Source organism: Cecembia calidifontis, assembly GCF_004216715.1.
GTDB classification, from domain to species: domain Bacteria; phylum Bacteroidota; class Bacteroidia; order Cytophagales; family Cyclobacteriaceae; genus Cecembia_A; species Cecembia_A calidifontis.
Map to the genome: position 1 here is coordinate 4,121,576 of NZ_SGXG01000001.1, position 13,694 is coordinate 4,135,269.

Genomic DNA, 13,694 nt, shown 5'->3' on the forward strand with positions numbered 1-13,694 from the left:
TAGAAATAGTTTTTGTTTCAAAAAATCCCCATTACAGGTGATTTTTTTATTCAGATCTTAAGCTTAATTTTTTCGAAAATTTCCTTTACAAACAAATAATGCTTTATGGTAAACAGGTTAATATGTCTCTACATTTTTAAGAATCGTACTTTGGTAAAACATTATTCTTTTTTTAGGGCGGTTGTTCCTGTGTTGCTGTTTTTCACAATTTGCCCGGCAAAAGCCCAACTTCCGTCCGGTGTCCAGCAACAGATACAGAGTCTTATCCCACGTCCAGTACAGAAATCGCCCAATGTTGCTGCAATGGAAAAATATGGGGATTATGGGGTCAACCTCTACCATGGGTTACCTGAGATTTCCATTCCGGTTTTTGAGGTCACCAGTGGACCTTTGAAGCTCCCCATCAGTTTTACCTATCATGCTGCCGGTTTCAAATACACCGATCAGGCCACATGGGCAGGACTCGGCTGGACGGTCAGTGCAGGGGGACAGATTTCAAGAAGTATCCAGGGTAAGCCAGATGAAACGGGAGGAACAAATTCAGGTTACCTCAATGCCGTAAACAACTACAATGTTACGGCCCCTAACTGCAACGATATATCTTATAAGGAGCAGCTCGCCATGGGAATCTCTGATAGGGAACCTGATCTTTTTTCATACAGTTTCCCGGGAAAAACAGGAAAATTCTATCTCAGCCAGAACAACGAACCTCCCTACTTATTTCCCGAAGCACCGATTTCAATAACAAGGAACGGGGTCAATTTCTTTGATATCACAGATGAGAAAGGGATAAGGTACAGGTTTGGACAGAGTTCCTCGGGAAGCAGCGCCAGGGAAAGTACGTCCACCACCGGAGGTGGAAATACAACTGCATGGCACCTGGTGGAAATACACTCCCCTGATTCTGACGATGTTATTCAGATCACCTACCAGACAGTTGGCACTGTTCAATTGAGCGATATTGAACACAACATCACAGTACTTGACCAGTGTTACACAAATTCCCAGACCGGTCTTCCATGCCCAAATCTTGACCTGACAGTTACCCAGGTCCAGACCACAAGTACCACCACACAGATCGGTATAGACGAAATAATCTTCAAAACCGGAAAAGTGAAGTTTGTTCTGGGTCCCAACAGGCTGGACCTTCCCTTTTCCACTAATGTAAAAAGGCTGGATCGCATAGAAATCTACAGAAAAGAGGGCAATACTTTTGTCCTTCTTAAAACTTATCAGTTAAACAACAACAGCTATTTCAGAAACCTGGCAAACAACCAGAACCTTAGGCTTAAACTGGACGGAATCACCGTTCTGGACGGAGCAGGAACAGAAATCAACAGTTATTCCTTTACCTACCATACCAACAACTTTTCCTGGAATATGCCCAACCACAGTACCAGAAGGGACTGGTTCGGTTTTTTCAACGGGAGGAACAACAGTAATTTAATCCCTACCACTTCAATCCAGTACCAGCAGAATACCAGTTCAGCCGTTTCAAATATTTCAATAGGAGGAGCAAATAGGGAACCGGATACCACTTTTCTGAAGGAAGCTGTGCTCAGAAGGATAACCTTTCCTACCGGGGGATATACGGAATTCCAGTTTGAGCCACACAGGTATTCAGACGGTGGACAGACAAAGTACGGTGGGGGCCTAAGGGTCAGAAGAATAACCAGTGTCACAGGTTCTTCCCAGGTAATGAAAGAGTACAGATACGGTACTTCTGAAAACGGGCTCGGCATCAAAAATTTTGAACAGAACGGGTTTTTCTTTCACCACACCCAAAGGGTACGCAGTTCCTGTGCTCTTACACCATGCGACCAAGAACTGAGATCCAGGATGTTCTTTTCAAACTCTGTACTTGGACCGGGATATGAGGACAGTCCCGTAGTTTATCCCACTGTTACAGAGTATGAAAACGGAACAAATGTAAACGGCAAAACAGAATATGTTTTTGATGACAATACCCATATTGGAGATCCGCTATTTACAGTCCCCTATTCCAACAGGACCTTCAGGAATTCCATGTCCTGGGCAAGGGGCAAACTGACCCAGAAATCAGTTTTCAACAGCAGCGGAAGTCTGGTATCAAGGACCCAGATTACCTATACACTGCTGAAAGGCCAGACAAAAAATGTCGGGCAGGCAGGTATCCAGTATATAACAGGGACATGGCAGGGTGGACTGATGATGAACTGTACCTATCTGGGAAGTCCGTTTGACGGCTTTACCTATCATATTCTCAACTTTCCCAAAACCAAAGGCATTTACCTTGAATCCAACAGGACCGAAACCCTGTATTCCGGTGCGGGGAACCACGTCACTACCTATATCAAACAGTATGATCCAAATTATCTTCAGGTACTTCATGATGAACTTAGGGCCAGCAGCAATCCCGAAGCCGTGGTGACTAAATTCCGGTATCCCTTCAACCTTGTGAATACAGCTTCCAATTACACTGGCACCCCAAACATACTCAAACAGATGGTGCTCAAAAACATGATTGCAAGTCCTGTTGAGCAGTATGTGATAACACAGAATACCAACGGTTCCAACCAAAGAATCGTATCCGGCCAGATAACCACCTTCCGGGATATCGGATTTGCAAGATATAAAGCTGACAGTATATGGATGCTCGAGACCGCAAGCCCCATCACCTCTACCGGATTTGCATTGGCAACAACCTCCACATCAGTGGGCTGGATCATCAAAGATTCAAGATACCGGTACAGACTGAGTTTCACTTCATATGATTCAAGGGGCAATATTACCCAGATATCAAAAGTGGATGCCGCTCCTGTGGCCTACCTATGGGCTTATGATGGTGCCTATGCCGTCGGTGAATTTACAAACGCATTATCAACACAAGTGGCATATACTTCTTTTGAAACCAATGAAAAAGGAGGCTGGACCTATTCAGGCCAGGAAACTATCCTGTCCCTTGGAGAAGCCAAAACAGGGAAAAATGTTTACAACCTAAGTTCCGGAGCCATAAGCAGGACGGTATCAGGAGCAAGCACTGCCAATAGGTTTAAGGTCAGTTTTTGGGCCAGTACCATCTCAGGAAGTCAAAACTGGTCCTTCATGGGAACTACTGAAGCCCTTAATACCACCTGGAAGCTGATAGAAAGAGAAGTCACTTCTTCCGGTTTTAGCATTTCAGGAAGCAATATCTATATCGATGAACTCAGGATAGCCCCACTTAACTCCATGCCGGTAACCTATACCTACCATCCTTCCATAGGTATCCAGAGTGCAATGGACCCAAGGGGAAGGGGTACATATTACCACTACGACCATTTTGGCAGACTGGAGACAGTCTTAAATGAAGATGGAAATATCCTTTCCCATAATGAATACACCTACAAGAAATAAAGCATCATGAAAAAACATATTGTTTGCCTCTCCATCCTGTTGTTCCTTTTTTACAGTTCCGGGTATTCCCAGGATCTCGGGATTAAAATGGAACTGCCTATCAGCGGTGTGTGGAGACTTAACTTCGACAGGCAGAAATCAGAAATCACATTGTCCCGCTCGGAATCCCTGACGGCATTGGCCACAGAGCAGGAAGAATCCCTCGACCAGACCCTTTTATCAAGAATATACATGTTTTTTGAAGACGGTTCATTTGAACTCCAATGGACCTCAAGGGGACAGTTTATGGCGGTAAAGGGCACCTATTCGATTGAAAGGGACAATCTGCTCCGCTTAGCCACCAAGGAATCAACATTGGATTACATGGTTACCATGGAGGAAAAGTCCATGATGCTCAACCCTGTCAGAAAAACAGAAGGAATAACTGATGTCCTCCACCTTAAAAAGATCGAATAATGAAAAACATATACCTATTTATATTTTTATTCTTTCTGGCAATGAATGTATGGGGTCAGGGGATCACCAGCATCCAGCTCAGCGGACCTACTTCTGTGAATACCGGCCAGACCGCCCAGTTTACAGTTCTTTTCTACAGTGAGGGGATGCAGGTAGGGCCACCTTCCTTCGCAACCTACTACTGGTCATTCCCCGGTGGAAATTCTTCTATTCAGGATATTTCCACTTTGAATGTAACTTATTCCAATGCGGGAACATACACCGTTTATTTTGAGGTAACAGAATTTGGGAACTCTTTTTTTGCTTCCAGGAATATTACTGTTAACAGTGCCGTCAGCCCCTGCCCGGCAGTGGTTCCCTCCGCTCCGGAGCATACGATTTTTTCCAATTCCAGTGTGGTGCTTTCGGCAAATCCAGCACCTTCTGGGTTTACCTATCAATGGTATGATACAAATCAGACCACTCTGCTTTCGAGTAACCAGAATTACACAACTCCCAGTCTGAGCAGTTCCAAAACCTACTATCTTGCCTACAGGCATATGGCAACAGGTTGTATAACAGCCAAGGTACCTGTCAGGGTAAACCGTTATGCGGAAAATTACAACTGGATCAGGACATACTCGATGCGGGATTCCCTTTTGCACGGACACCAGGTACGTGCCTCTGGCCAGAAAGGATCCTACAAAGAGACTGTCTATTATGACGGGTTGGGAAGACCCGAGCAAAAAGTGACCATCCAGGCAACGGCCACAGGAATGGACCACGTTACCCCCGTAGTGTATGATGCCCTGGGAAGGAATTACAGGGACTATCTGCCTTTTGCGGACAACAGCACAAACCCGGGCAGGTTCAGGCCCACAGGCTTAAGTCTCCACAGTTCATTTTACAACTCGAATTTCGGTGATACCTACGGATATTCCGAAACCCAGTTCGAAGCATCTCCCCTTAACAGGATCAGGAAAATATCCAATCCAGGAAATGCCTGGAGGATGGGGTCTGGAAAAGAACTCGAATTACTTGAATCATCAAATGCAGCGGCAGATAGTGTCAGGATATTAACCTTAAATTCAAGCAGACTTCCAATTACCTCAGGTATCTATGCTTCAGGTACCCTATGGAAAAAGGAAAACCTTGATGAAAACAAACAGAAAATCCAGGAATTCCATGATAAACTTGGAAGACTGATCCTTAAAAAGGTCCAGTCAGTTGCCACGCCCGCCTCACCCCACGATGGATGGCTGTGTACCTATTATGTTTACGATGACTTTGGAAGACTCGCTGTCGTCATTCCTCCCAAGGCAGTGGACCATCTGAGGAAAAACTCTTGGTCAACCTCACAGTCCACCAATACAACCCTTGCAAATGCACAATACTACCAATACAACTATGATGCAAGGGGAAGAATGATCACCAAAAAACTTCCCGGAAAAAACACAGAAGAGATGGTCTATGACAGGAATGACCGCTTAGTGGCATGGAGGGATGCCCTGTTGACAGCACAGAATAAATGGCAGTATACCAAATACGATATACTCGACAGGACAGTAATGACCGGGCTGGTTACCCATAACATTACAAGGGCAAACCTGCAGAACCTATTGGACGGACTGGGGGCAAACAATGCCGTGATCAATGCCACCTCCGGAAAATCAGGGACCACCAATGCCGGGGGATACCCCAGATCAACTGACGGCAACGGCGAAGGGGAAGTGCTTACAGTAAACTACTATGATAGTTACAGTTTCAGAAAGAGCACCCTGACTTATGTCAAACCTACAGGTTACCATGACCAGACCTCCCGTACCCACGGTCTGCTGACAGGCAAACTGGTGAGAAACCTGATCACAGGGACCAGGTACGAGACAGCCTTATACTATGACGAACAGGGAAGGCTGGTACAGACTGTCTCGGACCATCACCTCGGAGGAACCCTGAGGGTTTCCACAAGATATGATTTTGAGAACAAACCTCTGGCAACCTATACCCAGTACAGTACACCCGTGACCTACAATATTACCAGAAGTTATGTCTATGATGCAGCGGGACAGCTTTCCCATATCACCCACCGGATAGGCAGCGGGACCACTGTCACCCTTGCCCAGCACAGCTACAACAGCCTGAACCAGCTGTCCAACAAATCATTCCCAGGGGCGGGGAATGCGGGATTTGCCTATAATTACAACATCAGGGGATGGCTGAAGCAGATCAACAACCCACAGGTGAGCAATTCGGCGACCAAACTGTTTGCACAGGAGCTGTTCTATGAAACAGGTGCAGTCCTGGCAACGGACAACAACTGGAACGGAAATATTACCCGTTCGGACTGGAGGGGAAGGGACGATGTGAAAAGGGAATACAGATACCTTTACGACAGGGCCAACAGGATCACCGCTGCAAATTATACAGTCCCTTCGGCCACTTCCCAGAACAGCAGGTACAACCTTGCAGGCATCCAATATGACCCCAACGGGAATATAGAAAAAATGCAGAGGCATAACCAGATGACCGCCTCAACCTTTGGAATGGTGGACAACCTGACCTATACCTATGATACCCACGGCAACCGGCTGCAGCAGGTGGCCGATGCCGTAACAAACAATACTTATCTGTCCAAGGATTTCAAGGAAAGGAATACCGCCAGTTATACCTATAACAACAACGGCAGCCTGGTGTCCAACCTTGACAAGGAGATCAGCAAAATCAGCTATAATTATCTCAACCTTCCGGATACGGTTTTACTTACGGGAACCAACCGCAGGGTAACCTACCAGTATGACGCGGAAGGCAACAAGGTCAGGGAGGTATTGGTAAACGGTGGAACCACCGTGACCAGGGATTATATAGGAGAGTTTGTCTTTGTCAACAATGCCATAGATCACCTTATCCATGAAGAAGGCCGGGTGGCCTATGAGTCCGGCACACCAAGGTATGAATTCTTTGTAAAGGATCATCTCGGTAATGTGAGGCAGGTGATCCGTGGGCCTGAGGGAGGTGTATTCAGGGTAGCTACCATGGAACCTGAAAACGAGGAGTCTGAAAAGGAATACTTTGAGAACATCACCGAGTCCCGTCAAGGCGCAGCCGAGCACAATGTGACCGAGGGCGGCTATGCCGTGGCCTGGCTGAATGCGGACCGGGGAAGGATCCTCGGCCCTGCCAGAACCCAGGAAATCCAGGAAGGCGACACCATCAACCTTTCAGTCTTTGGAAAATACATGGATCCTAAGAAATTCAGGCTGTTCCCTGCCAGTTTCATCAGGACCGGAGACCTGTCTGCTGTGGCCAGTCAGCTCAACGAACTTGGACAGCAGTATGCTGGAAGCGGACCCAATCAATTGTTACTGGCCAACGCTATCATGTTGGTGCTTTCGGAGCTGAACAACAAACCAGCGCCAGAAGCCTATATGGCCTATGCACTATACGACCGTGATAGCAACATGTATGATTCCGGAAAAATTTTACTTTCCAAAAAAGCCAGAAACAAACACGAAGAGCTGAAAAAAGATATATTTGTAGAGAAGGACGGGTATATTGAGGCTTTTGTCGTCAACGAGACAAGCGAGAATGTCTGGTATGATAACTTCAGTATCCAATCCACTGGTCCAATTATAGTCCAGGAAACGCATTATGATCCATGGGGTGTCGAGCTTCAGGGGCTGGGGTATCAGGAGCCGGGAATAAAGGTCAATAAATATCTGTATAATGGCATGGAATATGTAGACGACCTCAACCTGAATTTTTATTCGGCTTTTTTTAGGAGCTATGAACCAACTATTGGCCGTTGGTGGCAAATCGATCCTAAATCCGAGAAATATTATGATTGGTCACCATATCATGGGATGGGAAATAATCCCATTTCTATTTCAGATCCTTTAGGGGATGAATGGAAAACCCAAGAGGACAAGGATCACGCTGATCAAATATCTGCAAGACTAAGCTATATCGACAAAGTCTACGCTAGAGACGAGAAGCGTCTTGAATCCAGAATTTCAAAAGCTGAGGCAAAAGGAAATGAAAAAAAAGCTGAGGCTCTTTCTGGTAAAAAAGCTGAAGTTTCTGCAATGCGGAATGAAATATCTAATGCACAAACCGAGCTTGCAAAGCTTGGGGAAAAAGATGGTATAATGTTTAGGTTTAATAATCTAGATCCATCTACCAGTCCGTACGGCTTTCTTTCTACTGATTCTGACGGCACCACGGTTATTAATACTTTCAAGGGAAGTCTTGGGAATGAGGTGCATGAGTTAAAACATGCAGTTCAGGCCAGAGAAGGGTTGATCAAAGGGATTTTGGGTAGTGAGGAGTTTAAATATATCGGTTTAAAAAGAGGGGATTCGGAGATAGAGGCATACAGACGACAGTATTCCGTAACTCAAAAGGTCCCATCTTCAGATGGTGGAAGGCCTACCTCAATAAATGAAATTACCCCACACTATATTAGGGGGATATATTATATCCATCCATCATTAGGAGGTAAAGTCAAGCCTTATTCTAACTTCGGGTTTACAAAATAAAAACAATGAAAAGGTATACTTTAATTTTATTATTGTTTTCCTGTTCAAGTGCAAAAGAAATGCATCTTTCGGGTGAATATTCTAGGATGTCTAACATTCTACAATTAAATGAGGATTCAATATTTGTATATAAAAGAAGGGTAATGACTTTGGAAGCTCAATCTATTGGAACTTGGAAATTGATTAACCCAAAACAAATTGTTTTAAACTCTCACATTGATATAGAAAATCTTCCTTTGAAAGTAATTGAAAAGAAGAAAAACTTACCTCAAAAAACTATCGAGATTTTGGTTGATGATAAATTTGATTCGGATTTACTTCATAATATTGATTATGAGCTAATTACCAATCAAGTAGATACGGTAAGACAGCAAAGTCCAATATTTAATTTACCAGAAAATAATTTGTTAAATACAATCAAAATAAACGCTTACTATGTTTATAGGAATCTTCCCGAAATACATACCACCAGAGAGTCAGTTTCGACAGAAGAATATGAAGTACAGGAAACACAAAACGATTATTATCTGATAACATTCCCTTTTAGGGGAAGCATGTTCCTGTACGAAACAATCAAAAACGATACTATTGATATAAAAGGAAACAAGCTCTATTGGAAGAACAAAGGAAAACCGAAATTTAAAAAGGTAAAGTGAGTCTCGATCGATAGATTTCAATAAGTATCTGTACAACGGAAAGGAACTGATCTCTGACCTAAATCTTAATTTCTATGACTACGGAGCCAGGATGTATGACCCGGCAATAGGGAGATGGAGCGTTATAGACCCGTTGGCGGAGAAGTTTATAGGCCTTTCTCCTTATAATTATGCACTGAACAGTCCACTAAACGTCATAGACCCAGATGGGATGGAGGCGGTTCCAATAACCGCAAGTGATCCTGAGAGAAAAGAAGTTATACCTCTCGACGGTCAAGTAACTTTTGAGGGATATGTGGGAGAAGATGAAGGTGGGGGTTTTTCGGGTAAAACTAAAGGGTCTTCAAATGGATCAGAGAGAAAAAATTCAAAATCCTCGGCTAAAGCATCAGATACTGGTGATAAAGGTGTTGACTTAGGAGGTGTATTTGATTCAAGTATTGGAATTGTAGGAGGTGCAGCAGAAATTATACTTGGTGTAGCAGGAGAGGCATTTACGGCAGGATTAAGTACGGTTTTAATAGTCGATGGTGTTTATCGGGTTGGAATGAACTCCTTTAGATTAGTCTCATACCTTACTTATAATGAAAAGGTTGGTAATGCGCTTCCAAATAATCTTGGTGGAATGGCTGGAAAGATTATTGATGGTGCCAATGGTGGAGATTTTTTTGATGTCGGACCATGGCAAATAGGATTGGGTGTTACAAATGATGTTGGATCATTCGTTATCTCAGGTGGAACTGGTGCGGGTATTAATGGGATTATTAATACTCAAGGCGTAAATAGAGGTGCTCATTTGTATTCAACATTAAACAATTATTATACAGTCTGGAACTATGGGAATCAACAAAAATAATATTGAAATTTATTGTGTGGATCAACTTAATAATTGGGTGTTAAAATCTCAAAAATCAGCTATCTATGAGACAATTTTTGGAATATTTGCTGTGGGATTGTTTTCAATTCTAATGTTTCAGAAATCAAACGGTAATTACTTATGGTTTTTGTTAGGAGTTCTTGGAATGATGTTTTATTTAGGATTATATACTTATGGAGGTTCTGTAAGGCGTGGAAGGATAATTAATAACACAGTGAAATCTTTAAGCTTTGAAAATAATATTATGAAAATTAGAACTTTTTCATTCAATATATTAGGGTTGAAAAATTTACCTGAAAAGGTAATTGAAATTAATTCAGAAAAGTTTGAAATAAAAAATTGTGATTATCCTATAATGGATAAAAAGACATTTAAAGATAAGGTGATTTGCGTCCTCCATGATAATGATGAAACTTACTATTTTCATCGTCAATTTTTCCCAAATAAAATTGATGAATACTTTAACAAATGAAGTCCCTATTGGCTGAGGCATATCGTAGGCGCTAAGAGTAGTTCAAAACTACACTTTTCTATCTTTGGAACTTGAAATCCCATTCTTTGAAAACATCACCGAATCCAGACACAGGGGATCAAGCGTTAAGAAACAGTCCAGTGGGCTATTTTAGCTTGGGGCCAGGTTGCAGGGGGGTAAGGCCCTGCCAGAACCCAAGAAATCCAGGAAGGTGACACCATTAAGCTTTCTGTCTTTGGAAAATACATTGATCCGAAGAAATTCAGGCTCTGGCCTGCCAGTTTCATCAGGACAGGAGACCTGTCTGCTGTGGCCAGTCAGCTCAACGAACTTGGACAGCAGTATGCTGGAAGCGGACCCAATCAATTGTTACTGGCCAACGCTATCATGTTGGTGCTTTCGGAGCTGAACAAAAAGCCAGTTCCCGAAGCATATATGGCATATGCCCTTTATGATAGGGATAGTAACCAATATGATAGTGGTAAAATTCTATTATCAAAAAAAGCCCGGAACAAGCATGAAGAGCTGAAAAAAGATATATTTGTAGAGAAGGACGGGTATATTGAAGCTTTCGTGGTCAATGAGACATCAGAGAATGTATGGTACGATAACTTCTCCATACAGAGTACTGGTCCGATAGTGGTTCAGGAAACCCATTACGATCCGTGGGGTGTGGAATTACAGGGGCTGGGGTATCAGGAGCCGGGAATAAAGGTCAACAAGTACCTCTACAACGGCAACGAGATCCTAAGTGATCTGAACCTGAATCTATACGACTTCAAATCAAGGTTTTACGATCCGGTGATAGGCAGGTTTATAAGCATTGATGTACTTGCCGACCATCCCAATCAAATAGGATTGTCTCCGTATCAATTCAGCTGGAACAACCCGATCCGATATAATGATCCAGATGGGAAATGTCCCAGCTGCTGGCCTACGTTTTATGCCGCATATCAAGGGATGAAAGCAAAATATTCGGGAATACTAAGTCAAGCCAATGCTCCTGTTCAAAGGTTGATTTCGAGAGATTCAGGAAGCACCCCTTCAAATATCGGGATGAATGAAACCACGAGGGCAGCCATTAGGATTACCGGGGTATCTTCAGATCTAAATGAAATAACTAGTGTTGGGAAAACTTTGGCTCAGGAGGCTGCGATTGATGTTGGCGATGTATTGGATAAAGGAGGTGAAGTAATTTCAGCTGGTGGACTTGCCTCAACTCCCATAACGGGTCCTTTAGGGTTAACAGTTATGAAATTCGGTGATGGAGTTTCTGCGTTTGGAGCTTCTTCAAAGGGGATCGGTTATATCATAGCAGGTGAGTATAATTTGGCAGGAGCTGAATTTACCAAAGCAGGGGTTTCCGCTACGACGGGTTATTCAGTAGGTAAAGCAGTAGACGTTTCTAAACGAGTTGGAAATGCAGCTGTGAATGACATCGCCCAAGAATCAATTCTTCAAACGATAAATAAAGGAGTGAATAAAATATCTAACTATGTCATTGATTTTTTATATGGAGAACGAGAGGAAAAGTAACAAAATAAGAGAATCAGAGTCTACTAAGTCTGCAAGATTACAGCTAATTATATTGATTATCGGATTAATAATAGCCCTACTGATCTATATTATAACTAACGTAAATTAGGGTATTTGTCATTGATTCTTTCTAAGTCCGGCACTGCCGGGCTTTTTCAATAAATATCCTTTCTGTGTCCCAGATCGATCACATCCACAAGCAGGACACTGTCCTGTATCTCGTAGATGATTCGGTAATCGGCCACACGTACACGGTAGCCGTCCCTTCCTTTTAGCTTCTTGCAGCCTTCTGGGCGTGGGTCGTTCCCCAGATCGAGTATGGCGGTCTTGATATTGGAATAATACGGTTCCGGAATCTTGGCGAGCTTTTTCTGCGCTTTGCGCTCAACACGGACTTTGTACATTACTTTTGTTTTTGTCCGCGTTTTTTCTCAATCTCCCTGAAAGCCTGTTCCGCGTCTATAAACTCCTGTTTGCCTTTTTTGGCGGCATCATAGAGTTTAATGTCTTCGAATTCTTCCAGATCATCCACCATTTTGTTGTAATCCTTGATTGGAAGAATGACGGCAAGTTTTTTGCCGTGGTCGTCTGTTATAAATTGTGTTCTCATTGCATGTAAGCTTTTTGGGCGTTTGTATCCCGGATCACCGTATCGATCAAAAAGAAAAGTTTGTCCTTTATCGTTGGGTTCAGGGCTTCAATATCCTGCAGCCGCTGTACAGTCTTTTTGTCAAACTTGGCATTTTGCCCTTCTCCTACGAGATAATCCAAAGACACCTCAAAGGCATCTGCGATTTTCTTGGCTGCATCGATGGACGGAACGGCTTCCCCCCGTTCGTATTTACCGATCATTACACGGGATACCCCGCTGTTGTTGGCCAAATCGGTCTGTGACCAGCCTTTGGAATCCCTTAAAGTTGCAATTATTTTGCCTGTTTCCATACCTGATAAGATGTAATTGTACTCCTTAATCCATGTTTAAGGCAAATTTACGTAAATAAAAGATAGAATAAAATCTTATAATTTTTGTATGATTGAAATAATTGGATACTTTTGTCTCTGATAGGAACAAGAAATATTTTTCTAAAATCTTTCGATTATGGAGATCACCGAGATCAAAACCAGACTGACGCTAAAGGAAGTCCTGGAACATTACGGGCTGAAACCGGACAAGCAAAGCCGTCTGAACTGCCCGTTCCACCCGGACAGGACCCCGAGCATGCAGGTGTACTACAAGACCCAGACGGCCTACTGCTTCAGTTCCAACTGCCCCACCCACAGCAAGAGCCTGGACGTGATCGACTTTATTATGCACATGGAACAGACAGACAAACACCAGGCGATCCTGAAGGCGGGGGAACTGATCAACGGTACGGCTTCCCCTGCCCAGAAACTGACTAGGGTTGTGCTGCTCACAAACATGTTCACCTACTTCAAGAATGCCATACACAACAGCAGGCCTGCCCGTGAATACCTGGAAAGCCGTGGACTGGACCATGGTAAAACGGAGATCGGTTACAACAGCGGCCAGTTCCACCACGGGAGCAGAAAGGACGGAACATTGATAGAAGCCTGCCTGAAATACGGCCTGCTGCTGGACAAAGGGCATACAAACAACCGTACGGGCGAGAAGGCCTACACAGCCCCTTTGGGAAGGGCGGGATCGTTTTCCCGCTCCGGAACAGTGAGAACCAAATAACCAGCCTGTACTTCCGCAGCACGGCAGAGGACAGACAGGCACGCCACTTTTACCTCAGGGACAGGCAGGGGCTTTATCCGTGTTATCCGAAACAGGAGGCCGCCAAACT

The 13,694-nt window shown here is 43.7% G+C and carries 11 protein-coding genes; 8 read left to right on the forward strand and 3 right to left on the reverse strand.

From position 1 onward, the window contains the following. The first annotated feature begins 150 nt into the window (after positions 1-150). The 7 genes from BC751_RS17690 (at position 151) to BC751_RS17720 (ending at position 11,886) form a co-directional block, all read left to right on the forward strand. Positions 151-3,375: an RHS repeat domain-containing protein gene (locus tag BC751_RS17690; protein WP_130276783.1), complete on the forward strand. Its 3,225-nt coding sequence runs from the start codon at positions 151-153 to the stop codon at positions 3,373-3,375. 6 nt (positions 3,376-3,381) lie between these two features. Further along, positions 3,382-3,831 (forward strand): hypothetical protein, encoded by a 450-nt coding sequence (locus BC751_RS17695; RefSeq protein ID WP_130276784.1) that lies wholly within the window; start codon positions 3,382-3,384, stop codon positions 3,829-3,831. After that, entirely contained in the window at positions 3,831-8,345 is a 4,515-nt protein-coding gene (locus BC751_RS17700; RefSeq protein ID WP_130276785.1) for a DUF6443 domain-containing protein, read from the forward strand. Before BC751_RS17695 ends, BC751_RS17700 begins: the two co-directional genes overlap by 1 nt. A 5-nt stretch (positions 8,346-8,350) precedes the next feature. Continuing rightward, on the forward strand, positions 8,351-9,001 hold the full coding sequence (locus tag BC751_RS17705; protein ID WP_130276786.1) for a hypothetical protein: 651 nt from the start codon (positions 8,351-8,353) through the stop codon (positions 8,999-9,001). Positions 9,002-9,029: 28 nt separating this feature from the next. Continuing rightward, positions 9,030-9,857: an RHS repeat-associated core domain-containing protein gene (locus BC751_RS17710; RefSeq protein ID WP_278043608.1), complete on the forward strand. Its 828-nt coding sequence runs from the start codon at positions 9,030-9,032 to the stop codon at positions 9,855-9,857. Then, entirely contained in the window at positions 9,838-10,350 is a 513-nt protein-coding gene (locus BC751_RS17715) for a hypothetical protein (protein ID WP_130276788.1), read from the forward strand. Before BC751_RS17710 ends, BC751_RS17715 begins: the two co-directional genes overlap by 20 nt. Before the next feature lie 309 nt (positions 10,351-10,659). Then, entirely contained in the window at positions 10,660-11,886 is a 1,227-nt protein-coding gene (locus BC751_RS17720) for an RHS repeat domain-containing protein (protein WP_130276789.1), read from the forward strand. A 155-nt stretch (positions 11,887-12,041) separates the two neighbouring features. On the opposite strand, the gene BC751_RS17725 is transcribed toward BC751_RS17720, so the two are convergent. Genes BC751_RS17725 through BC751_RS17735 form a run of 3 tightly spaced genes read right to left on the reverse strand, consistent with a single transcriptional unit; the run spans position 12,042 to position 12,828 of the window. Then, entirely contained in the window at positions 12,042-12,290 is a 249-nt protein-coding gene (locus BC751_RS17725) for a type II toxin-antitoxin system RelE family toxin (protein WP_130276790.1), read from the reverse strand. Beyond that, positions 12,290-12,496 carry a hypothetical protein gene (locus tag BC751_RS17730; RefSeq protein WP_130276791.1) on the reverse strand — a complete coding sequence of 69 codons (207 nt, stop codon included), beginning with the start codon at positions 12,494-12,496 and terminating at the stop codon, positions 12,290-12,292. The genes BC751_RS17725 and BC751_RS17730 overlap by 1 nt, the downstream gene beginning before the upstream one ends. Then, positions 12,493-12,828 carry a helix-turn-helix domain-containing protein gene (locus BC751_RS17735; protein WP_130276792.1) on the reverse strand — a complete coding sequence of 112 codons (336 nt, stop codon included), beginning with the start codon at positions 12,826-12,828 and terminating at the stop codon, positions 12,493-12,495. The genes BC751_RS17730 and BC751_RS17735 overlap by 4 nt, the downstream gene beginning before the upstream one ends. 157 nt (positions 12,829-12,985) lie before the next feature. On the opposite strand from BC751_RS17735, the gene BC751_RS22090 reads away from it, so the two are divergent. Further along, on the forward strand, positions 12,986-13,585 hold the full coding sequence (locus BC751_RS22090; RefSeq protein ID WP_207226913.1) for a CHC2 zinc finger domain-containing protein: 600 nt from the start codon (positions 12,986-12,988) through the stop codon (positions 13,583-13,585). Positions 13,586-13,694: the final 109 nt, after the last annotated feature.